Origin of the sequence: Pseudomonas fluorescens (assembly GCF_001902145.1) — a bacterium.
GTDB classification, from domain to species: Bacteria; Pseudomonadota; Gammaproteobacteria; order Pseudomonadales; family Pseudomonadaceae; genus Aquipseudomonas; species Aquipseudomonas fluorescens_BV.
The window spans coordinates 23,053-49,069 of record NZ_MRST01000027.1; the positions used below are offsets into that span (position 1 = coordinate 23,053).

At 65.2% G+C, this 26,017-nt stretch carries 2 protein-coding genes; both read right to left on the reverse strand.

Annotated elements, in window-relative coordinates; genetic code table 11:
* Positions 1–1,648: 1,648 nt before the first annotated feature.
* A complete protein-coding gene (locus BUE92_RS23170; RefSeq protein WP_073526514.1) occupies positions 1,649–12,976 on the reverse strand; it encodes a non-ribosomal peptide synthetase in 11,328 nt (3,775 codons plus the stop codon).
* Positions 12,973–25,896, reverse strand: coding sequence for a non-ribosomal peptide synthetase (locus BUE92_RS23175; RefSeq protein WP_073526515.1), 12,924 nt, complete (start codon positions 25,894–25,896; stop codon positions 12,973–12,975). Before BUE92_RS23175 ends, BUE92_RS23170 begins: the two co-directional genes overlap by 4 nt.
* Positions 25,897–26,017: the final 121 nt, after the last annotated feature.

Genomic DNA, 26,017 nt, shown 5'->3' on the forward strand with positions numbered 1-26,017 from the left:
GGGTAAAGACCTGACAGCCGACCCCTATCTACCTGACGCTCCTCGGTCCAAATGTGGGAGCTGGCTTGCCTGCGATGGCGACCTTCTGGTCGACCATTTAGTTGGGTTGGAATGAGTACATATCCATTCCTGCGGCAACGGCCGCCTATGGTTCCGCTCTTACAGCGGCTCACTTTTGAAAAGCGCAAAAGTAAGCAAAACGCTCTTGCCCCACCACTCGGCACCTCGCTTGGGCTCGGTGTGCCCGTAATCCGCCAGTGATTTGGGGGGCCGCCGCCACGCGCCATCCATGGCGCGGGGCGGCTAAACCGGCATCCCTGCCGGTTTACCCCCCAAATCCCTGTCGAATTCCGGCCAGCGTGGTTTAACGGGGCGCTTAAGATCAAAGGCAGATCAAGATCAAGAGCCGCTCGCTTCGCATCGTGGTTACGGGGGGCAGGTTTGCCCCCAAATATCTTACTGAGCTCACCCTCAAAAACCGGTCGGCTATAAGGCCGTCGCGCTCTGCTTTTGATCTGAAATCGCCCCGTTAAACCACGCTGGCCGAACGCAGGTTTTGCAGCGTGGTGGGGCGAAGGCCTTTTGGTTACTTTTGGGCCTTTCCAAAAGTGACCCGCTGTAAGAGCGGAACCATAAGTGGCCGTTACCGCAGGAATGGATATGTACGCAGACAGACCGCTATCGCAGCATAGGTATCTACACAACTTGGGTGCGACGCTGGACCTGTGGTGAGGGAGCTTGCTCCCGTGACGGACTGACAGCCGCCCCCTATCTACCTGACGCTCCTCGGTCCAAATGTGGGAGCTGGCTTGCCTGCGATGGCGGCCCGACAGCCGCCCCCCCTCTACCGGACACCCCGCGATCAAACTGTGGGAGCGGGCTTGCTCGCGAAGACGGCCTTCTGGTCGACCATTTAGTTGGGTTGGAATGAGTACATATCCATTCCTGCGGCAACGGCCGCCTATGGTTCCGCTCTTACAGCGGCTCACTTTTGAAAAGCGCAAAAGTAAGCAAAACGCTCTTGCCCCACCACTCGGCACCTCGCCCAGGCTCGGTGTGCCCGTAATCCGCCAGTGATTTGGGGGGCCGCCGCCACGCGCCATCCATGGCGCGGGGCGGCTAAACCGGCATCCCTGCCGGTTTACCCCCCAAATCCCTGTCGAATTCCGGCCAGCGTGGTTTAACGGGGCGCCTAAGATCAAAAGCAGAGCAAGAGCGGCTCGCTTCGCATCGTGGTTACCGGGGGCATGCCTGCCCCCACATTCATCTCCGAGCCCGATCGCACCACCCGGTCGGCTATAAGGCCGCCGCGCTCTGCTTTTGATCTGAAATCGCCCCGTTAAACCACGCTGGCCGAACGCAGGTTTTGCAGCGTGGGTAACCCGGCAGGACGCCGGGTTAGCCGCACTGGGCCAGGGATGGCCCATTGCGGCGGCCCACGCTGCAAAGCCTGCGTTCGGGCACACCGAGCCTAGGCGAGGTGCCGAGTGGTGGGGCGAAGGCCTTTTGGTTACTTTTGGGCCTTTCCAAAAGTGACCCGCTGTAAGAGCGGAACCATAAGTGGCCGTTACCGCAGCAATGGATATGTACGCAGACAGACTGCTATCGCAAGCAAGCCAGCTCCCACACTTGGATCGGTGCCCCCCCCTCAAGACACCACCTCCCCAACGCCAACGACTTCCAACCACCACCTCGCCAACCCCAAAACATTCGGCGCCTTGAGCAACGTAAAGTGATTCCCTGCGCCATACCAAACCTCCAACCCACCTCCCTGCCCTCGCCACCCCTCGATCATCACCCCATGCTCACGCTGGTTCCCCGCCGCATCCAACGCCGGATCCTGCGCCAACACCAAGCGCACCACTCCCTGATACCGCCCTTGCGGCTGATAAACCGTGCGCAACGCCGCCGCGTAAGTGCGCGCCGGCCCATCCATCGCCTCCACCGCCGCACGCGTCGGCAACAACCCCACACTCACCATCCCCCCATGCAACGCTTGCCGCTGCGCCACCTCATCGCGCCCGGCAAAGTCCGCAGGATCAATCCCCAGCGACTTCCCAGCCGCCAACTGCATCGCCTCGATCAACCGCAACAACGCCGCCGTCGAGGTATAAGCCTTGCCCGCACGCCCCGGCGACTCGCTGTCGATCACCGTCAACGACCCCACCTCACGCCCCATTGCCTGCAAGCGCAGCGCCATTTCCAGTGCCACCCAGCCACCGAACGAATGCCCCACCAGATGCACCGGCCCTTCGGGGCACTCCTGTTCCAGCGCCGTCAGGTAACACTGGGCCGCCGCTTCCACCTGGCTATGGGGCACCGCCTCACCATCCAGCCCCCGCGGCTGCAAGCCATACAGCGGCCAGTCGCGCCCCAGCGCTTCGCTCAAACCCACAAAGCCGGTGACGCTGTCTCCCGCGCCTGGCACGCAGAACACCGGCGCATAACCGGCGCGCCCGCTCTGGATACGCAGCAAGGGTGAGTGCGCCGCGCAACTCACCGGAGTGCTCGCCGCCAGTGCTTTGCTCATGGCCTGGCCAAGGCTCTGGATATGCGGCGCCTGCATCATGCTCTGGTGATCCCCCGAGACCTGCACCTGGCGCAGTTGCCCAGGCGCCAGGGCGGTGTCCCAACCCAGCGCGGCACTGCGCCGCGACAGTTCGGTAGGCCGCTGCTCGGCGCTGAACAAGTGAACCGGGATCGGCAACGGGAACAGGCTGTAGTGGGCCAGGGCATGCCCATGGCCGACTTCCCGTTGCAAAAAGCTCAGCAGGTCGGCGTCCGTCGCCGCTGCCATTTGCGCGTATAGCAAACCTTGATCGCGACAGCGTTGCAGCAGAGCCGCAATGTCCAGCTGTCCAAGGCCTGCCTCCAGTTGTTCCAGGCTCGCCAGCTCATCCACACCTCCCTGTGCCTTCCAATAGGCCGTGCACTGCAACAACAAATGCCGCTTGAGGGCGTCCGGCCCGCTCCAGCGCGCCTTGCCCTGGTCGGTCATGCGCGGCACGTAGCTGTCGATCAAGCCGAGAAACGCCACGGCCTCATCCTGCCCCAGCAACTGCATGGCAACTTCATAGGCCAGCACGCCACCAAAGGACCACCCCGCCAGCCGGTAAGGGCCGTGGGGCTGGATCTGGCGAATCAATCCGACCATGCGCGCAGCCAAGCCTTCCATGCTGTCCAGATGCGCCTCGCCCAGGGCCAGGCCCGGCAGGCCATATATCGGGTAGTCGCCAGGCAGGTGCTGGCCCAGCGCCGGGAAGTACACGTCCATGCCACTGAACTCATGCACCAGGAATAACGGTGCCTGCGACCCACGGCTGCGCACCGTGATCACCGCCGTCTCAGGCAGCACATCGTCACCGCGCAGGCGCAGCAGCGCCGCGACCGAGGCCACGCTGGCATGCTCGAACAGCTCGGCCAGCGACACCGGCAACCCGGCCTCGTCCAGCCGATTGACCAGGCGAATTGCCAACAAGGAATGCCCGCCCAGTTCGAAGAAACTGTCATGGCGCCCCACCTGCTCAAGCTTCAACACCTCAGCCCACAGCTGGGCCAAGGTCTGTTCCAGTGCATCAGTTGGCGCTTCGAATGTGCCGCTGGCCGAGGCGTCCCACACCGGCACCGGCAAGGCTTTGCGATCGACCTTGCCGTTGGCCGTCAACGGCAAATGCTCCAGTGCCACAAAGGCCGACGGCACCATGTAGGCCGGCAAGTGCGCCTGCAGATAAGCGCGCACCGGCTCGATGCCGACCGGCTCGCCCGTCCAGGTGAAATAGGCCACCAGGCGTTTGTCCCCCGGCACGTCTTCGCGGGCCAGCACCACCCCCTCGCGGATTCCGGCGAATGTCGCCAAGCGTGCTTCGATCTCACCCAGCTCAATGCGAAAGCCACGGATCTTCACTTGATCGTCATTGCGCCCGATGCACTCCAGCAGGCCGTCTGCGGTCCAGCGTCCGAGGTCGCCGGTGCGGTACAACAAGGCGCCTGGATTGAACGGGTTTTGCACGAACTTTTCCGCCGTCAGTTCAGGGCGGTTCAGGTAGCCCTGGGCGACACCGTCGCCGCCGATGCAGACTTCGCCGGTCGCCCCCAGGGGCAGCAGGTGCAACTGGGCATCCAGCACGTAGACCTGCGTGTTGGAAATGGGCCGGCCTACCGGCACGCTGTCGGCGTCAGCGGCAATGGCGCGCACTTCAAAAGTGGTGGCGTAGGTGGTGGTTTCCGTCGGCCCGTAGCAATGCACCAGGCGCAACCCCGGGGCCAGCGCCAGCAGGTTACGGAACGCTGCCGGGTCGGCACGCTCGCCGCCGCACAACAAAATACGCAAGCCGGCCAGGGCCTGGGGAATCAGCTGCACATACTGGTTGAACAGCGCCGTGGTGACGAACAGCACCGTCACTTTCTCAAGTGCCGCGCCGAACGCCAGCGGGTCAAGCAAAGTCGCGTGGTCGATCACCTGCACCTGGCCGCCGTTGAGCAATGGCCCCCATACGTCCATGGTGCTGGCATCGAACGCCGGGTTCGACGCAAACGCCACACGGTCATTGGGATTGAAATCGGCGTAGCCGTTGTTGAGCACCAGGCGCGTGATGCCACGGTGAGGCACCAATACGCCTTTGGGCATGCCGGTGGAGCCGGAGGTGTACATGATGTACGCCACGCTGTGCGAAGACTGCAGCAGGCCCGGGTTGTGATCGGGGTGCGAGTCGAGGGCCAGGGTGTCCAGGTCCAGGCGCTGCGCCGCGCTCTCCACGCTGCAGTCGCTGTGGGTCAACAGCCAGACCGCGCCGCTGTCTTGCAGCATGAAGCCCTGGCGTTCGGCCGGCGCGTTGATGTCCAACGGCACATAGGCGGCGGCGCATTTGAGAATCGCCAGTTGGCTGACCAGCAACGCCACCGAGCGTGGCAGCAGGATCGCCAGGTTATCGCCGGGGCGCACACCCAGGCCGAGCAGGCGATGGGCCAGGCGGTTGGCGCGGCGGTTGAGTTCGCCATAGCTTATCCGTTGTTCGCCGTGCAGCACCGCCACCGCGTCGGGGCGCGCCTGCGCCTGGGCTTCGAACACCTGCTGCACGCTGTGTTCACGGGGGAACGCACGAGCCGTGGCGTTGAAGCCCTCAAGCAATTGCTGGCGTTCAGCCTGGGGCAGGATCGGCAAGCAACTGAGGGCGATGTCGCTGCGCTCTTCCAGTGCCTGCACCACCTGCGCCAAGGCGTTATGCAGGTAGTCGCCCAAGCGTCGGGCCCCCTGCCCCATGGCCGTGAGGCTGAAACCTTCACCCAGGTCATCCACGCTCACCGACACGCCGTAGTGGGTGTGTTCCTCGGTCTTGAGCACCTCGATCCCCTGCCACGCCTCGGCCACGCCTCCGGCCTGGGGCGCACTGTGGCGGTAGTTGAACAGCACGCTGAACAACGGCGTGGCCATGGGTACGCCGCTGCAACGCTGGGCCAGCGCCAAGGGCGCGTGTTCATGGCTGAGCAGTTGGGTCAGGCGCCCATGGGTGGCGCGCAGCGCGGTCAGTACCGAGTGCCCACCCAGGTCGACCCGCAGCGGCAAGGTATTGATAAACACGCCCATGGCGCGCTCGGCGCCTTCGCCGCCTTGCAGGCGGCCGAGCATTACCGTGCCGAACACCACCTGCTCACGGGCGCAGACCGTGCCCAGCACATGGGCCCAGGCCAGGTGCATGAGGCTGGCGGCACTGACCCCCGCTTGACGCGCCTGATGGCGCAGGCGCCGACTCAACCCCAGGTCGAGGCTCACATGCGCATGCTCCTCGGCGCCCAGGTGCGGTACCTCGGTGGGCTCGTCGACCTGCGCGAGCATCTCGCGGAAAAACGTCTCGTGGTCCTCAACACCCAGACGGGTCTGGGCCACGTAGTTGCGGTACGGCACGGGCGCGGCCAAGGTGTCTTGCGTGCCCAACAGGAAGGCCTGCATTTCGTGCTGCAGGATGTCCAACGCGATGTGGTCCATCACCAGATGGTGGAACAGTAACGTCGCCACCACCCGTTGCGACTCCTCGGCATACACCAGGCGCATCAAGGGTGCCTGGGCGAGGTCCAGGCGTGGCGGCACCGGGCCATTTTCAACACGTAATGAGGCGGTGCGCCACACCACCTGCACCGGCTCCTCCAGCCCGTCCCAGTGGAAGGATGAACGCAGGATGTCATGGCGCTGGATCACCGCCTGCAAGGCATGGGCAAAGGCGTCCAGGCGCAGGCGGCTGTCGAAGGCAAACTGCGCCTGCAGCACATAGGCATCGTCACCTTGCACGGCGCGATGCTGATACAGGATGCCGGCCTGCAAGGGTGCCAGCGGATAAATATCCTGCACATTCGCCGCGCCGCCGGGGATGCTGGCGACGATGCGCTCGATGGCAGCGGGGTCCAGGGTGATCAGCGCAAGCATGTCCGGCGTAATCCGGGTGCAATCGGCCGCAATGCGATTGGCCGGCACCGCCACTTCACGCCCACCGCCCAAGGCCGCAGCCAGGGCGGACAAGGTCGGTTGGCCGAACAGCACTTTCACATCCGCCGACAAGCCCAGGCGGCGCATGCGCCCCATCAGGCTGACTGCCAGCAATGAGTGGCCACCCAATTCAAAGAAATTGTCATGCCGGCCCACGCGCTCCACGTTGAGCATTTCGGCCCACAGTGCCGCCAGGGTAATTTCCGTATCACCCACGGGCGCTTCATAGTCGCGCACACTCAACGCGTCCAGGCCCGGCGCCGGCAGCGCGTTGCGGTCGAGCTTGCCGTTGGGGCTAAGCGGCAGCGCCTGAAGGTGCATAAAGCTCGTCGGCAGCATGAATTCCGGCAGGTGTTGCAGCAGGTGGGCGCGCAGGCTTTCGACCTCGCTCGGCACGCCGGTGTAGTAGGCGATCAGGCGCTGCTCGCGGGCAATCACGGCGGCTTCCTGCACCGCTGGATGCTCGGTCAGGCGCGCCTGGATTTCCCCCAGTTCGATGCGCAGGCCACGAATCTTCACCTGGTCATCATTGCGCCCCAGATACTCGAGAGTGCCGTCGGGCAAGTAGCGACCCACGTCACCGGTGCGGTACATGCGCCCCGGGGTGAACGGGTCGTCGAGGAAGCGTTCGGCGGTCAGCTCGGGACGGTTGAGGTAACCCCGCGCCACCTGCACGCCGGCGATGAACAATTCACCGACCACCCCCAACGGCACCGGCTGCAACTGCTCGTCCAGTACATACAGGCGCGTATTGGCAATCGGCTTGCCGATGGGGGTGTTATCCGGCACCACGGCGCTTGCGCAGTCCCACGCGGTGACATCCACCGCCGCTTCGGTGGGGCCATACAGGTTGTACAAGCCAACCCCCGGCAATTGCTGTTTGAAGCGCCGTACCAGGCTGCCTGGCAGGGCTTCGCCACTGCACATCACCCGCACCAGCCCGGCGGCCTGGCTGACATCGCCATGGGCCAGGAACACGTCGAGCATCGACGGCACAAAATGCAGCGTCGTGACCCCCTCGGCCTCGATCACCTGGCACAGGTAGTCAGGGTCTTTATGCCCGCCAGGGCGCGCCATGACCAGGCGTGCGCCAGTGAACAGCGGCCAGAAGAACTCCCACACCGACACGTCGAAGCTGAACGGGGTTTTCTGCAAGACCGTATCGCTGGCGGTCAACGCGTATTCGTCTTGCATCCACAGCAGGCGGTTGACCACTCCAGGGTGTTCGTTGATCACACCCTTGGGCTGGCCGGTGGAACCGGAGGTGTAGATCACGTAGGCCGCCACGCTGGCCGCCTGGGGGTTATGGGTGGGCTGGTGCTGCCAGGTGGGCGAATCCAGGTTTACCACCGGCACCTCGCCCAGCAACGAAAGTGTGATGGCCTGGGCCAGCACCACCGTCGGCGCGCTGTCATGCAACATGTAGGCGATGCGTTCCAACGGGTAGGCCGGGTCCAGCGGCACATAGGCGGCGCCGGCCTTGAGGATCGCGTACAGGCCGATGACCATGTCCAGGCCACGCTCCACGCAGATCGCCACCCGCGCCTGGGGCTGCACACCCAGGGCTTGCAGGTGATGGGCCAGTTGGTTGGCGCGCGCGTTCAGTTCGGCATAGGTCAGTTGCTGCGCGCCCGCCTTCAGGGCAATGGCGTGGGGTGTACGCAGTACCTGGGCTTCAAACAGGCCGTGCAGGGTCTGGTCGAGGTTGTACTCAACGGCGGTGGCGTTGAAATCCACCAGCAGTTGCCGACGCTCGCGCGCATCCACCAGCGGCACCTGCGCCAGCACCGCCTGGTCGTTATCGACCATGGCCTGCAACACGCGGGTGAAATAGCCGACGTAACGCCGCATCGTCGACTCGTCAAACAGGGCCACGGCATATTCCAGAGCACCGAGGATGCTGCCCTGCACTTCCCCCAGGTTCAACGACAGGTCGAACTTGGCGAAATGGCTGTTCTCGACAATGCTTTCCAGGGCCAGGTCGCCCAGGGCCAGGGTCGGCGCGCTGCTGTCCTGCCAACTCAGCAAGGTCTGGAACAGCGGGCTATGGGCCAGGCTGCGCGGCGGCCGGGTGATTTCCACCACCTGCTCGAAGGGCAAGTCCTGATGGGCCTGGGCTTGCAGCGTCAGCGCCTTGACCCGCGCCAGCAACGCCTCGGTGCTCAGCTCGCCCGAGGTGTCGATACGCAGCGCCAGGGTGTTGACGAACAGGCCAATCAGCCCTTCGACTTCGGTGCGCATGCGGTTGGCCACCGGCGTGCCGATCACCAACTCGGGCTGCCCGGACAGACGCGCCAACAGCGAAGCCCAGGCGCTCATCAAGGTCATGTACAAGGTGGTGCCATGGCGCTGGCTCAAAGCCTTGAGCCCGGCAGTGAGGCGTTCATCCAGGCGCACTTCGACACTGCTGCCAGCGTAGTCCTGCTGTGCCGGGCGCGGGCGGTCGGTGGGCAAGGTCAGCAACGCCGGCGCACCGGCCAACGCCTGTTGCCAGTAGCTGCTTTGGCGCTGCAGCACCTCGCCGCTCAGCCACAGGCGTTGCCACACGGCAAAGTCGGCGTACTGGATCGGCAAGGGCGGCAGCGGGTCGGCGTGGCCGTGGCTGAAAGCCTGGTACAGCGCCATCAGCTCGCGGGTCAGCACGCCCATGGACCAGCCGTCGGAGACGATATGGTGCAGGGTCAGCAAGAGTACATGGTGATCATCGGCCATCACCACCAGGCGCCCGCGCAGCAACGGGCCGCGCTCAAGGTCGAACGGTGCCGAAGCTTCGCCGTGGATCAGCGCGTCCAGGGCCTGTTGCGGCTGCGGATGGCGACGCAGGTCCTGCACTTGCAGCGCCAACACCTCTTCGGCCGGCACGACCAGCACCTGGGCCTCGTCACCCTGCTGGGCGAAGCGGCTGCGCAGGGTTTCATGCCGCGCCACAATGCGCGCCAAGGCCCGTTGCAACGCTTGCACATGCAACTGCCCGCGCAACCGCAGCCCGATGGGAATGTTGTAGGCGGTGTTGGCCCCTTCCATCAAGGCCAGGAACCACAGGCGTTGCTGGGCGAAGGACAGCGGCAGGTCCTCATCACGGTTGGCCGGCAAGATATCCGGCAAGGTGCTGCGACCGGCCTGGGCCAGCACCTCGGCGACCGCCGCCAGTTCGGCGTTGGCAAACAGGTCGCCCAGCGCCAATTCGACGCCCAGCCGCTGGCGCACCTGGGACACCATGCGCATGGCCAGCAGCGAATGCCCGCCCAGCTCAAAAAAATGGTCATAACGCCCCACGCGCTGCACCTGCAACACATCGGCCCAGATCTGCGCCAGCACGGTTTCGATTTCGCCCAGGGGCGCGGCGTACTCGCGGGTAAATACTGCGGCCATGTCCGGCGCCGGTAGAGCCTTGCGGTCAAGCTTGCCATTGGCAGTCAGTGGCAGTGCGTCGAGCTTCATGAACGCGACGGGCACCATGTAGTCCGGTAGATGCGCCACCAGGTGGGCGCGAATCCGGGCCACCGTCAGCGGGTCCAGTTGTGGGTTTTCGGTAAAGTAGGCCACCAGCCGTTCTTCACGCACCACCGCCACCGCTTCCAGGATGCCGGGCAATTGATTGAGCTGGGTCTCGATTTCGCCCAGTTCGATGCGCACGCCACGGATCTTCACCTGGTCATCGTTGCGCCCCAGGTAGTCGAGCGTGCCGTCTGGCAACCAGCGCACCAGGTCGCCGGTGCGGTACATGCGCCCGGGGCTGAACGGGTCGCGCAGAAAACGCTCGGCGGTCAGCTCCGGGCGGTTGAGGTAACCGCGTGCCACGCCCTTGCCACCCACGTACAACTCCCCCGCCACTCCCAGCGGGACTGGGCGCTGGTGTGGGTCGAGTACGTAGACCTTGGCATTGGCGATGGGCTTGCCGATATGCAACGGCTGGCCCGCCTCGACCTTGCCGGAAGTGGCCACCACCGTGGCTTCGGTAGGCCCGTAGTTGTTGATCAGCTCAAAGCGCTGCGCCCGCCCGAACTGGCGCAGGCGGTCGCCACCGACCAGCAAGGTGCGCAAGGTCGGGTGCTCGATGTTCTGGCTGAAGGCGTATTCCGCCACCGGCGTCGGCAGAAAGCTCACGTCCAGTGGCTGTACGCACCACCAGGCCAGCAGTGCGTCAATATCTTCGCCGCCTTCATGGGCCGGTGGCAGGTGCAAGGTGGCGCCCACACAAAGCGCCGGCCACACTTCCCAGGCCATCGCGTCAAAGCCGAAACCGGCAACACTGGCGGTATGCCGCCCGGCGCGCAGGTCGAAGGCGCTGCAATGCCAGTCCACCAGGTTGGCGACGCTGTGGTGTTCCACCATCACCCCCTTGGGCAAGCCGGTGGAGCCGGAGGTGTAGATCACATAAGCCAGGTTCGTCGGGCCGACGGCGATTGTGGGGTTGCTCGCGCAGTGGTGCTGCCAGGTGAAGCGGTCCAGGTTGATCACCGGCACTTCCAGCACCGGCAGGCGCGTCAGCAACGCATGCTGGGTGAGGACCACCACTGGCGCGCTGTCACTGAGCAAATAGTGGAGGCGCTCGGCCGGGTGGGAGGGGTCCACCGGCACATAACCTGCACCGGCCTTGAGAATTGCCAGCAACCCGGCCAGGGTGTCGAGGCCGCGCCGCGCGACAATGGCCACGCGGTCGTCGGGCTTGACCCCCAGTGCCAACAGATGATGCGCCAACAGGTTGGCTTGCTGGTTCAGTTCGGCATAGGTCAGTTGCCGGCCCTGATGCACAGCGGCGATGGCGTGCGGCGTGAGCGCGGCCTGGGCTTCGACGCGGCCATGCAGGGTGGTGCCCTGGGGGAAGACAGTCTGGGTGGTGTTGAACTGTTCCAACAGCAAGCGCTGTTCGGCGGCGGGCACCACCGAGAGTTGATCAAGCGCGGTATGGGGGGCCTGCTCCAGTGCGCTCACCAGGTTTTCCAGCGCGGTGTGCAGGTAGGCGCAGACGCGCTGAGGGTCAACCAGGGTGCTGGCCAGCAAACTCAGGCCGAAGCCCTCACCCAGGTCGTCCACGCTCAGGGTCAGCGGGTAGTTGGTGCGCTCCTCGGCGCGCAGTGCGGTGATGCCGTGCCAGGCCGACACCGCCTCGGCGCTGGCGGCGGGCGCGCTGTGGCGATAGTTGAGCAGCGCGCTGAACAGCGGCGTCGGCGCGAGCACGCCACTGCAACGCTGGGCCAGGGCCAACGCCGCGTGCTCATGGCGCAGCAAGGTGGTCAGGCGTGCGTGGGTGGCCTTGACTGCGGTGCGCACGTCCTGGGCGTCTACGTCCACGCGAAACGGCAAGGTATTGATGAAAATGCCCAGGGCGCGGTCGGTGTCATGGCTGCCCTGCATGCGCCCCATCAATACGGTGCCGAACACCACCTGGGCCTTGCCGGCCAATACCCCCAGCACCTGGGCCCAACCCAGGTGAAACAGGCTGGCGGCGCTCACGCCCAGTTGGCGCGCCTGCCCGCGCAAGCGCAGGGCCAGTGCCGGCGCCAATGGCAGGCTGACTTCAGCGATACCACGCGCATCGCCTTGCACGTCCTGCAAACCGAACGGCAAGGTGGGTTCGCTGATATCGCCGAGCATCTGCCGGAAGAAACGTTCGTGCTCCTGCTCACTGATCCCCAGCCGCGCCTGCGCCACGTAGTTGCGAAACGGTACGGCCTGGCCCAGGGCCGCGCCTTGGCCCAACAGGCACGCCTGCATTTCGTGGCACACCACTTCCAGGGCGCTGTGGTCGAGCGCCATGTGATGGAACAACAGGGTGGCGACGATGCGCTGGTTGGCCGGGTCTTCAGCGCGCACCAAGCGCAGCAACGGCGCCTGGGTGACGTCGAGGCGATAGTGGCGGGCATCAAACAGGTCATGCAGTTGCGCGGCGATATCGCCGTCGGCCGGGTCCAGCATCAAGGCTTGCACCGGCAGGCGTGCCTGGCGCCACACCACTTGCGAGGGTTGCGCCAGGCCATCCCAGACCACCCCGGTACGCAGGATGTCGTGACGGTCCATCACCCGTTGCAGCGCCTGGGCAAACGCATCGAAACGCGCAAGGTTGTCAAAGGCGAACTGCGACTGCATCACATAGGGGTCGCCCTGCTCGGCACTGACATGGTGGAACAGGATGCCTTCCTGCAACGGTGCCAGCGGGTAGATGTCCTGGATATTCGCCACGCCGCCCTGCACCGTGGCGACAATGCGCTCGATCTCGTCCTGGCTCAGGGTCGACAGGGTCAGCATCTGGGGAGTGATGCGCTCGGCATTGGCCGGGATGCCATTGGCCGGTACCTGCACCTCACCGGCCTTGGTCGCGGTGTATTCACCGGCCTTGATCAGTTCGATCAGCGCCGGCTTGTGTTCACGCAAGGCGGCCAATATCGCCGGGTCGCTCAAGGCTTGCTTGTTGCCGTTCACCGACAATTGCTCGCCCTTGAGCGCCAGTTGCACATCCTTGGTTTTCAGGGTTGCCAGCAGCTCGAGGATGTTCACAGGACGATCTCCATTCGTTCGGTCATTGCGGCGTAGCCAGCCAGGGTCGGTTGTTCGAACAAGCCCCGCACATCGGCTTCCATGCCTTCCTGGCGCAGGCGCCCGATCAAGCTCACGGCCAGCAGCGAGTGCCCGCCCAGTTCAAAGAAGTTGTCGTGGCGCCCTACCCGCTCCACCTTGAGCAGCTCGGCCCAGAGTTGGGCCAGGAGGATCTCGGTGTCGCCTTCGGGCGCCGCGTACTCACGTACCTGCAACGCGTCCATCCCCGGTGCAGGCAGGGCCTTGCGGTCGAGCTTGCCGTTGGGGCTCAGGGGCAAGGCGTCCAGGTGCATGAACAGCGCCGGCACCATAAAGTCAGGCAGGTGCTGCAACAGCTGGGCGCGCAGGCTTTCGATGTCGGTGGGCGCGCCGGTGTAATACGCGACCAGGCGCTGGTCCCGGGCGACGGCCACGGCGTCCTTGACCGCCGGATGCTCGATCAGGCGCGCCTGGATTTCCCCCAGTTCGATGCGCAGGCCACGGATCTTCACCTGATCGTCGTTGCGCCCCAGGTACTCGAGCGTGCCGTCGGGCAAGTAGCGGCCCAGGTCACCGGTGCGGTACATGCGCCCCGGAGTGAACGGGTCGTCGAGGAAGCGTTCGGCGGTCAGCTCAGGACGGTTCAGGTAACCCCGCGCCACTTGCACGCCGGCGATGAACAACTCACCGACCACGCCCAACGGCACCGGCTGTAACTGCCCATCGAGTACATACAGGCGGGTGTTGGCAATCGGCTTGCCGATCGGGGTGTTGTCCGGCACGTCAGGGCGGGCACAGTTCCACGCCGTGACGTCCACTGCCGCTTCAGTGGGGCCATACAGGTTGTACAAACCAATCCCCGGCAACTGCTGCTTGAAACGCCGCACCAGGCTGCCCGGCAAGGCCTCGCCGCTGCACATCACCCGCACCAATCCCGCCGCCTGGCTGACATCGCCGTGGGCCAGGAATACATCGAGCATCGACGGCACAAAGTGCAAGGTGGTGATCTGCTCCGCCGCGATCACCTCGCACAGGTACGCCGGGTCCTTGTGCCCTTCAGGGCGTGCCATCACCAGGCGTGCGCCGGTGAACAGTGGCCAGAAGAACTCCCACACCGACACGTCGAAGCTGAACGGGGTTTTCTGCAACACCGCATCGTGGGCCTTGAGGCCATAGGCGTCCTGCATCCACAACAGGCGGTTGACCACCCCGGCATGTTCGTTGATCACGCCCTTGGGTTGGCCGGTGGAACCGGAGGTGTAGATCACATAGGCCGCGTGCCGGGCAATGAGGCCGGGTACTTGCGGGTTGGTGACGGGTTGGTGCGGCCAGGTGCTGTGGTCGAGGTCGACTACCGCCACGTCCCCCAGCAGGGTGCGGGTGGCGCTTTGGGCCAGCACCACCACCGGCGCGCTGTCGTGCAGCATGTAGGCGATGCGCTCTGGCGGGTATGCCGGGTCCAGCGGCACATAGGCACCGCCGGCCTTGAGGATGGCGAACAGGCCGACGACCATGTCCAGGCCGCGCTCGACGCAGATGCCCACCCGTGCATCCGGGCGCACACCGCTATCACGCAGGTGATGGGCCAGGCGGTTGGCGCGCTCATTGAGTTGCTGGTAGCTCAAGGTGTGCGCGCCGGCCTTCACCGCCACGGCCTGCGGGGTACGTCTGACCTGGGCTTCAAACATCCCGTGCAGGGTCTGGTCGAGGTTGTAGTTCACCTCGGTGGCGTTGAACTGCACCAGCAGCTGTTGCCGCTCTTGCAGCCCCAGCACCGGCAGGCGGTTCAGCGCCTGGTGCGGGGCCTGCTCAAGGGCTTCGACCAGACCGCTCAACGCGTTATGCATATAGCCGCACACCCGTTGCGCATCCATCTGGGCCAGGGCGGTGAACGCATAGCCATCGCCCAGGTCATCCACGTTCAAGGTCAGCGGGTAATTGGTGCGCCCGTCATTGACCAAGGTCTGCATGCCTTCCCATGCCAACTGCGCATCCGCCGAGCGGGTGGCGGCGCCGCGATGGCGATAGTTGAGCATCGAGCTGAACAAGGGCGCCGGGGCCGCTACGCCACTGCAACGCTGGGCCAAGGCCAGGGAGGCGTGTTCATGGCCGAGCAATTCGGTCAGCCGCGCATGGGTGGCCCGCACAGCGGCGCGGGCGCCCTGGTCGTCGATATCCAGGCGCAGCGGCAAGGTGTTGATAAACACGCCCAGGGCGCGGTCGGCGCCCTCGCCGCCTTGCAGGCGGCCCACCAGCACCGTGCCGAACACCACTGTGTGGCGCGCCGATACCGCGGCCAGCACCTGCGCCCAGGCCAGGTGGAACAGGCTGGCAGCGCTGACCCCCAGCAGCCGCGCCTGGCTGCGCAGGCGGCGGTTGAGCTGGCTGTCCAGTTGCAGGGTATGTTCGTCGATGGCATTGCCGTCGCCGCGCACGTCCTGCCAGCCGAACGGCAGCGTTGGCTCATCGACATCGCCCAGCATCTGGCGGAAGAACTGCTCATGCTCCTGTTCGCTGACACCCAGACGGGCCTGGGCCACATAGTTGCGATACGGCATTGGCGCGGCGGTGGGCGCTGCGTGGCCCAACAGGTGGCCCTGCATTTCGCGCAACACCACATCGAAGGCGGTGTGGTCCAGCACGATATGGTGATAGAGCAACACCGCCACCACGCGCTGGTTGGCCGGGTCCTGGGCGTACATCAGGCGGATCAACGGCGCCTGGCTGATCTCCAGGCGATACCGTCGCGCATCAAACCGCTCGTGCAGGCCGGCGAGTACATCGCCTTGCAGGTTAAGCTCCTGCACGCACAGCTGCGCCTGGCGCCACACCACTTGCAGCGGTTGCGCCAGGCCCTCCCACACTACCCCGGTGCGCAGAATGTCGTGGCGGTCGATCACCTGTTGCAATGCGCCCATAAAAGCGCGCAGGCGCTCGACACTGTCAAACGCCAAGTGCGATTGCAGCAGGTAAGGATCGCCCTGCCCAGCTGTCAGGTAGTGATAGAAAATCCCTTCCTGCAACGGCGCCAGCGGGTAGATGTCCTGCACGTTGGCAGCGCCGCCAGGCACCTGGGCCACCACCTGGTCGATCGCCGACTGGTCGAGGTTCACCAGGGCCAGCATGTCCGGAGTGATGCGCTGGCAACCGGCACTGATGCGATTGGCCGGCACCTGCACTTCGCGGCCACTGCCCACAGCGGCGGCCAGCGCGGCCAGGGTTGGCTGGCTGAACAGCACGCGCACATCAGCGCTGAGGCCGGCCTGGCGCATGCGCTCGATCAGGCTGACGGCCAGCAATGAATGGCCGCCCAGTTCGAAGAAGTGGTCATGGCGACCCACTTGCTCCACCTGCAACACCTCGGCCCACAGCCGCGCCAGGGTGGTTTCGACGTCACCTTGGGGCGCTTGGTATTCACGGCTGAGCAAGGCGCACTGGTCTGGCTCTGGCAATGCCTTGCGGTCCAGTTTGCCATTGGCGGTCAGGGGCAACTGGTCAAGCCGCATATAGGCGACCGGTACCAGCGCCTCGGGAAGCAGGGCTTGCAGGTGCGCACGCAAGGTCTCGATCTGCAGCGGGCGCTGTTCGGTGAACCAGGCCAACAGGCGGCCTTCGCGCACCAGCACCACGGCCTCGCGGATGCCGTCCAGTGTCGCCAGGCGGCTTTCGATTTCACCCAGTTCCACCCGCACGCCACGCAGTTTTACCTGGTCGTCGTTACGGCCCAGGTATTCAAGGTTGCCATCGGGCAGCCACCGCACCAGGTCACCGGTGCGGTACATGCGTCCTGGGCTGAACGGGTCTTGCAGGAAGCGTTCGGCTGCCAGCTCGGGACGGTTCAGGTAACCCCGCGCCACGCCGCTGCCGCCCACATAGAGTTCACCGGCCACGCCCACCGGTACCGGGCGCAGGTACGCGTCCAACACATAGCTGGTGGCATTAGCGACAGGCCGGCCGATATGCAACACCTGCCCGGCCCGCACGCGGCCGGAGGTGGCCACCACCGTAGCTTCGGTGGGGCCGTAGTTGTTGACCACCGCAAAGCGCCGCTCCTGGGTGAACTGACGCAGGCGGTCACCGCCGATCAGCAGGATGCGCAAGGTGGGGTGCTGCTGGGGCAGGCTGAACGCGTACTCGGCCACCGGGGTCGGCAGGAAACTCACGTCCAACGGCTGTACCAGCCACCAGGCCAGCAGTTCATCGATGTTTTCGTTGCCGATGTCGGCGGGTGGCAGGTGCAGGGTCGCGCCGACGCACAGGGCCGGCCAGACTTCCCAGGCCATGGCATCAAACCCCATGCCGGCCACGCTGCTGGTGTGGCTTACCGCTGTCAGACCAAAGGCCTCACAGTGCCAATGCACCAGGTTTTCCACGGTGCGGTGTTCCACCATCACGCCCTTGGGCTGGCCGGTGGAGCCGGAGGTGTAGATCACATACGCCAGGTGCGCGGGCGTCAGGGCGGGTAGTTGCGGATTGCTGACGGCGTGACGCTGCCAACTGGGGTCCTGCAGATCGACCAGGGCGACGGGCCCCAGCAGCTCCCGCGTGCTGGTCTCGGCCAGCACCGCCACGGGCACGCTGTCTTGCAACAAGTAGGCGATACGCTCGGCGGGGTACGCCGGGTCAATCGGCACATAGCCCGCGCCGGCCTTGAGAATGCCCAGCAGCCCCACCAGCATCTGCGGGCCGCGACGGCAGCACAGCGCCACGCGGTCATCGGCTTGCACGCCGAGTTCCAGCAAGTGATGAGCCAACTGGTTGGCCCGTTGATTGAGCTGCTGATACGTCAGCGCCTCGCTGCCTTGCTGCACGGCAATGCGATGGGGTTGACGCTCGGCCTGCACCTCAAACGCACCGTGCACAGTCTGGCCACGGGGGAAGTCGTGGGCAGTGGCGTTGAACTCGCGCAGCACCGTGTCGCGCTCTGCGGCGGGCAGAATCGATAACTGGCGCAGCGCGCTGTGGGGCGCCGCCTCAAGGGTGGCAACCAGTTGCTCCACGGCGCTGAGCATGTAGTCGCACAGGCGTTGCGCGCCGATCTGCGGCACGGCCAGCACGCTCAGGCCAAAGCCTGCGCCAAGGTCATCCACGCTCAGGGTCAGCGGGTAGTTGCTGCGTTCTTCACCGCCCAGCAGTTGCACGCCTTCCCAGATGCCGTGGCCGTCGCGGGCCATTTCGCCTGGGTTGCTGTGGCGGTAATTGAGCAAGGCGCTGAACAGCGGCGTGCTGGTCGGCACGCCGCTGCAACGCTGGGCCAGGGCCAGTGACGCATGCTCATGCCCGAGCAAGGCGCTCAAGCGAGCATGGGTCGCTTTGACCGCCTGCGTGGCGCCGGCTGCAACATCGACCCGCAGCGGCAAGGTGTTGATAAACATCCCCAGCGCACGGTCTGCGCCCTCGCCGGCTTGCATGCGGCCCATCAGCACCGTGCCGAACACCACCTCATCACGGCCCGAGACCAGGCCCAACACCTGGGCCCAGGCCAGGTGCATCAGGCTGGCGGCGCTGACGCCCAGTTGGCGCGCCTGCTGACGTACGCGCTGGGCCAGGCCCGCTTCCAGGTGTACCTCGGCTTCTTCGATTGCGCGGCCATCGCCCTGCACATCCTGCAGGCCAAACGGCAAGGTAGGCTCGTCGACCTCGGCGAGCATGTCGCGGAAAAATTGCTCATGCTGCGCCACACTGACGCCCAGTCGCGCCTGGGCCACATAGTTGCGAAACGGCGCGGCGGCGGGCAAGTCCTGCGCCTGGTTGAACATAAAGGCACGCATTTCCTGGCCCACCACTTCCATGGCGGTGTGGTCCAGCGCCAGGTGGTGGAACAGCAGGATCGCCGCGACCCGGTTGTGCGCCGGGTCCTGGGCGTAGACCATGCGCAGCAACGGCGCCTGGGTAATGTCCAGGCGGTAGTGACGCGCATCGAAACGCCCATGCAGTTGCGCCATCACATCGCCGTGTGCCGGGTCGAGCATCACCTCGTGCACCCCCAACTGGGCGGTGCGCCACACCACTTGCACCGGGCTGTCTAGCCCTTCCCACACCACAGCGGTACGCAGGATGTCGTGGCGCGCCACCACCTGTTGCAGCGCGCCCATAAAGCCGTACAGACGCTCGGCAGTGTCAAAGGCCATGCGCGATTGCAGCAGGTACGGGTCGCCCTGCTCGGCGCTGATGTGGTGGTAGAGAATGCCTTCCTGTAGCGGCGCCAGCGGGTAGATATCCTGGATATTCGCTGCACCACCCGGCACGCTGGCGACAATGTGCGCGATGGCCTGCGGGGTGAGTTGCACCAGGCTCAGCATCGACGGTGTGATCTGTGTGCAGCCGGCGGGGATGCCATTGGCGGGTACCACGATTTCTCTGCCGCTGCCCACGGCTGCCGCCAGAGCGGCCAGGCTTGGCTGGCTGAACAACACGCGCACATCGGCGCTCAGGCCCACTTGGCGCATGCGTTCGATCAGGCTGACCGCCAGCAACGAATGCCCGCCCAATTCGAAGAAATGATCATGGCGCCCTACGCGTTCAAGCTTGAGCACGTCCTGCCAGATCTGCGCCAGCAGGCTTTCCACCTCGCCTTGCGGGGCTTCGTAGCCACGGCTGATCAAGGCGGCCTGGTCGGGTGCCGGCAATGCCTTGCGGTCGAGCTTGCCGTTGTTGGTCAACGGCAGGCTGGCCAGCGGCATATAGGCCGACGGCAGCATGTAGTCTGGCAGTTGGCCTTGCAGGTGGGCGTGTACCTGGTCAATGCCCAGGTCTGTGCCGGCCCAGGTGAAATAGGCCACCAGGCGCTTGTCCCCCGGTACGTCTTCACGGGCGAGCACGGCAACGTCCTGAATGCCCGCATAGCTGGCCAGGCGTGCCTCGATCTCGCCCAGCTCGATACGGAAACCGCGGATTTTCACTTGGTCGTCATTGCGCCCCAGGCACTCCAGCAGGCCATCTTCCGACCAGCGCCCCAGGTCGCCGGTGCGATACATCAAGGCGCCCGGCTGATCGACAAAGGGGTTGTCCACGAATTTCTCGGCGGTCAACTGCGCACGGTTCAAGTAGCCCTTGGCGACGCCCGCCCCGCCAATGCAGATTTCACCGGTGATGCCCAGCGGAACCGGCTGCAACTGGGCGTCCAGCACATAGATCTGCGTGTTGGAAATGGGCCGCCCCACCGGCACGCTGTCGGCATCTGAGGCCAGAGCGCGCACTTCATAGGTGGTGGCGTAAGTGGTGGTTTCGGTCGGCCCGTAGCAATGCACCAGTCGCAACGCCGGAGCCTGCGCCAACAGGCTGCGAAAGGCCGCCGGGTCGGCACGTTCGCCGCCGCACAGCAAAATGCGCAGGCCGGCCAGCGCCTCTGGAATCAGTTGCACATACTGGTTGAACAACGCGGTGGTGACGAACAGCACCGTAGCGCCTTTGAGTTCAGCGCCAAACACCAGCGGGTCGAGCAAAGTGGCGTGGTCGATCACCTGGACCTGGCCGCCGTTGAGCAGCGCGCCCCACACATCCATGGTGCTGGCGTCGAACGCCGGGTTCGAGGCAAACGCGATGCGGTCCTGGGGGTTGAAGTCGGCGTAGCCGTTATTGATCACCAGCCGGCTAATGCCGCGATGGGTCACCAACACGCCTTTGGGTGTTCCGGTGGAGCCGGAGGTGTACATGATGTACGCCACGCTGTCCGAGCTCTGGGCCACAGCGGGATTGCTCGCCGGCAATGCGTCCAGGTTCAGCTCGGCCAGGTTGTCCAGCCGCTGGCGGGCGCCGCTGTCCTGCACCATGAAGGCTTGGCGTTCAGGCGGCGCGTTGACGTCCAGCGGTACGTAGACCGCCGCGCATTTGAGTACAGCCAATTGGCTGACGATCAGGTCGATTGAGCGCGGCAGCGCCAGGGCGACCGGCTCACCCGGCTGTACGCCCTGGTTGAGCAAATAATGGGCGAGCCGGTTGGCACGGCGGTTGAGGTCGCGGTAGCTCAGGGCGCGTTCGCCATGCACCACTGCCGTGGCTTCCGGCCGGGCCAGCGCCTGGGCTTCAAACAGTTGCGCGACAGTGAGCTGCGACGGGTATTCACGGGCGCTGGCATTGAAGTCCAGCAGCAGTTTGCGCCGCTCCGCCGGCGGCACGATCGACACGCTGTGCAACGCGGTGGTCGGCGCCTGTTGTAGCGCAGTCACCAGGTGGCGCAGCGCAGTGAGCATGTAGTTGCCCACCCGTTGCACATCCAGTTCGGCCACGCCTTGTACGGTCAAGCGCATGCCCGTGCCGAGGTCATCAACGTTGAGCACCAGCGGATAGTTGCTGCGTTCTTCGGAGCTGAGAATCTCGATACCGGAAGCGGCAAAGGGGTTGTCCCCCGGCGCTTCATCGGCTGCGCTGTGCCGGTAGTTGAGCAAGGTGCTGAACAACGGCAGCGAGCCCGGCACACCGCTGCAACGCTGGGCCAAGGACAACGAGGCATGTTCGTGCCCGAGCAACTGCGCCAGGCGGGCATGGGTGGCGCGCACGCCGGCCTGCACGCCGACGCTGCCAAGGCTGACCCGCAGCGGCAAGGTGTTGATAAACATCCCCAGCGCCCGGTCCGCGCCCTCACCGCCCTGCATACGGCCCAGCAACACGGTGCCGAATACCACCTCCTGCTGGCCAGACACCTGGCCCAGCACCTGCGCCCACGCCAGGTGTACCAGGCTCGCGGTGCTCACGCCCAGTTGCCGCGCCTGTTCGCGCAAGCCCAGGTTGAGCGCAGGCTCCAGCGGCAGGCGCGCTTCATGGATGCCGCTGCCGTCACCATTCACGTCCTGCAAGCCGAAGGCCAAGGTCGGCTCGTCGATGTCGCCAAGCATCTGGCTGAAGAAGGCTTCATGCTGGGCCTGGGTGACACCGAGGCGGGCCTGGGCCACGTAGTTGCGATACTGCACAGCATCAGGCAATTGCGCGCTGTGGCCATGCAGGCTGGCACTCATCTCTTCGACCAGCACATGCAGGGCCGTGTGGTCGAGGAGGATATGGTGCAGCAGCAAAATGCCGACCAAGCCGTGGCTGTCCTGCGCATACGCCAGGCGCATCAGCGAGGCGCGTGACAGGTCCAGGCGATAGTGGCGTGGGTCGAAACGCTGCTGCAGGTGCACCCGTGCATCACTGCCCAGGGCACCCAGGCGTTCGATCACCAAGGGGGCCTGGCGCAACACCACTTGCACCGGCTCCTCCAGGCCCTCCCAGAGGATGGCGGTGCGCAGGATATCGTTGCGCTCGATCACCGTGTGCAGCGCGTTGACAAACCCGTCGACGGCGTCCTGGTCGTTAAAACGCAACTGCACCTGCAACACGTAGGGGTCGCCCTCGGTGGTCGCCAGGTGGTGGTAGAGAATGCCGGCCTGCAGCGGTGCCAGGCCGTAGATGTCCTGCACGTTGGCAACGCCACCGGGCACGGCCTCAAGGATATGGTCGATAGCGGCCTGATCCAGCTCGATCAGGGGCAGCATGTCCGGGGTGATGGCCTGCGTGCCTGCTTGAATGGGATTGGCCGGCACCTGCACGGTCTGCTGGCCGCCCACCGCCGCAGCGAGCGCCGCCAAGGTCGGTTGGCCGAACAGCACGCGCACATCGGCGCTGAGGTCGACCTGGCGCATGCGTTCGATCAGTTTGACCGCCAGCAGCGAATGGCCGCCGAGTTCGAAAAAGTTGTCTTCGCGTCCGACACGGTCGACGTTGAGCAGGTCTTGCCAGAGCAGGGCGAGGGTGGTTTCCACCGGGCCCTGGGGCGCCGCATACTCGCGCCGGGCCAAGGCGTCGGCATCAGGTGCGGGCAAGGCCTTGCGGTCGAGTTTGCCGTTGGTGGTCAGCGGCAGCGTGTCCAGGCGCACGAAGGCGCTAGGCACCATGTGTTCGGCCAGGCTCAGCAGCAGATGGTCACGCAGGGCGGCCACGTTGAGCTCGCCGTCGCTGAGCACATAGGCTACCAGGCGTTTGTCGCCCGGCTGATCTTCACGGGCGATCACCACCGCATCGTGCACGCCGCTGGCAGTGGCCAGGTGCGCCTGGACTTCACCCAGTTCGATACGGAAACCACGGATCTTGACCTGGTCATCGTTACGCCCCAGGTACTCGACACTGCCGTCGGCCAACAGGCGGCCGAGGTCGCCGGTCTTGTACATGCGCAAGCCGGTGGCCGGGTCGGCAAGGAAGCGTTCGGCATTCAGCGCTTGGCGGTTGAGGTAGCCACGCGCCACCCCGGCACCGCCCACGTACAACTCGCCCACCACACCCTGGGGCAAGGGCTCACGGCGTTCATCCAGCACATACAACTGCAAATCGGGAATACGCACGCCAATCGGGCTCACGCCGACCAAGTGCGCGTCGGCCGCTTCCAGCGCACGGTAGGTCACATGCACGGTGGTTTCAGTGATGCCGTACATGTTCACCAGTTGCGTACCGGCATTCACCGCCCGTGCGTACCACGGCTTGAGCATGCCCGGTTCCAGGGCTTCGCCGCCGAAAATCACCTGGCGCAGGGAATGGGACTGGGCACTGTTACCCTGGGCCGCGATCAACTGGCGGAACGCACTCGGCGTCTGGTTGAGGATGCTCACCTGGGCGTCGCACAGCAGCGCGTAGCACTCATCCGGCGAGCGGCTGACCAGTTGCGGCACGATCAGCAACTGGCCGCCGTGCATCAGCGCGCCCCAGATTTCCCACACGGAAAAGTCGAACGCGAACGAATGGAACAGCGCCCACACATCGTGCGGGTTGAACCCGAACCAGTGGTGGGTGGCGCTGAACAAGCGCGCGACCTGGCGATGCTCAATCATCACGCCCTTGGGCTGGCCGGTGGAGCCAGAGGTGTAGATGACGTAGGCCAGGTTGGCCGGGCTCAGGTGCAACCCAGGGTTGGTGATGGGCAACGGGCCCAGGTGATCGAGGTCGATCCGGGCCAGTGCGCCGACCCGCTGCGCCGTGTTGGCCTGCACCAGCACCGCCACCGGCTGGCTGTCGGCCAGGGTGTAGGCGATGCGCTCCTGGGGATAGGCCGGGTCGATGGGCACGTAGCCGGCGCCGGCCTTGAGGATGCCAAGCAGGCCGATGATCATCTGTGGGCCGCGCTCCACGCAGATCGCCACGCGCGCGTCGGGGCGCACGCCGTGGGCCAGGAGCGCGTGGGCGACCTGGTTGGCACGTTCGTTGAGTTGGCGGTAGGTCAGGGCTTGTTGCTCGAAGCGCAACGCAATGGCATCGGGCTGGGCGGCGGCGTGGGTTTCGACTTGCTGGTGGATCAGCTGGGTGTCGGCGTAATGCGTGGGGCAATGGTTCAAGGTGTGCAGCAGGTGGTGGCGTTCAGCGTCAGGCAGGATGTTCAGGCCGCAGAGCGGCATTTGCGGTCGTTGTTCGAGGGCGTCGGCCAGGCTTTCCAACGCGGTGTGCAGGTAGCTCGCGACCCGCTGCGCGCCAATGGAGGCATCGACCATCACGGTCAGGGCGAAGTCTTCCCCCAGGTCATCGACGTTAACCGTCAGCGGGTAGTTGGTGCGCTCCTCGGCGCCCAACACCTGGATGCCGTCGGCGACTTCGATCACCGCCGCCATGTCGCTGGCGGCGCTGTGACGGTAGTTGAGTATCGCGCTGAACAACGGCGTAGGCGCCGCCACGCCGCTGCACCGTTGTGCCAGCGCCAGGGACGCATGTTCGTGGTCGAGCAAGCGCGTGAGGCGCTCATGGGTGACCTTGACCGCAGCGCGCACGCCCTGCTTCCCCACATCCACCCGCAGTGGCAAGGTGTTGATGAACATGCCCAAGGCCCGCTCACCGCCCTCGCCTGCGCCCATGCGCCCGAGCATCACGGTGCCAAATACCACCGCCTCCCGACCGGAGACTGCCCCCAGCACCCGCGCCAAGGCCAGGTGCATCAGGCTCGCCACACTCACCCCCAGCGGGCGCGCCATGCTGCGCAGGCGGCGGCTCAGAGCGCTGTCGACCGGAATGCGCACTTCGTCGATCCCCTGGCCATCGCCCTGCACATCTTGCAGGCCGAACGGCAGCGTCGGTTCATCGATATCCGCCAGCATGTCGCAGAAAAAAGCCTCATGAGCCTGCTCGCTGACGCCATGGCGCACCTGGGCGATATAACTGCGAAACGCTACCGGTGCAGGGGCCTGGGCTTGCTGCCCGGCCAGGTACAGCTGGATTTCATGCCGCACGCCATCCAGGGCCGTGTGATCAAGGATGGTGTGGTGGAACAGCAGCATCGCCACCACCCGCTGGTTGGCCGGGTCGTCAACGAACACCAGGCGCAGCAGCGGCGCCTGGCCCAGGTCCATGCGATAGGCGCGGGCATCATAGCGAGCGAGCAATCGAGCCAGGCGGTCAGCACCGTCCAGATGCGCCTCTTCGCAGGCCAGCACAGCCTTGCGCCACACCACTTGCAGCGGCTCGTCCAGGCGCTCCCAGACCATCGAGGTACGCAAAATGTCGTGACGGTCGATGACCCATTGCAGCGCTTCGGCAAAGGCGTCAAGGCGCGCGCGGCTGTCGAACACGAACTGCGCGTGCAGCACGTAGGGGTCACCCTTTTGCGCCGAAAGATGGTGATAGAGCATGCCTTCCTGGAGCGGCGCCAGGGGGTAGATATCCTGCACATTCGCCGCACCGCCGGGGATCGCCGCGACGATGCGGTCGATCGCCGGCTGGTCCAGGTTGACCAGTGCCAGCATGTCCGGGGTGATGCGGTAGGCCGGGCTCAGCCAGTCACCGCCATGTTCGGCGACCAACTGCAACAGCTGGGGTTTGTGCGCGATCAATTGATCCCACAGCGCGTCGTCCAACGCTTCGTCATCGCCCAGGACGATCAGGTCGCCTTCTTCCGTTTGCAGACGGATCGCGTGAGTGGAGATCGCTGCCAGTAAGTCGCTGAACTGCATGGGTAACCTGCCTGATAAGTCACGGTTGACGAGAATGTCCGTATTCAGTTTTGCCGCTTGGATCGGCAGTGCCGGGCGCCCGGGAAAAAATAGCGGGCGCAGCCGGGGCCTGGAGTGGGCA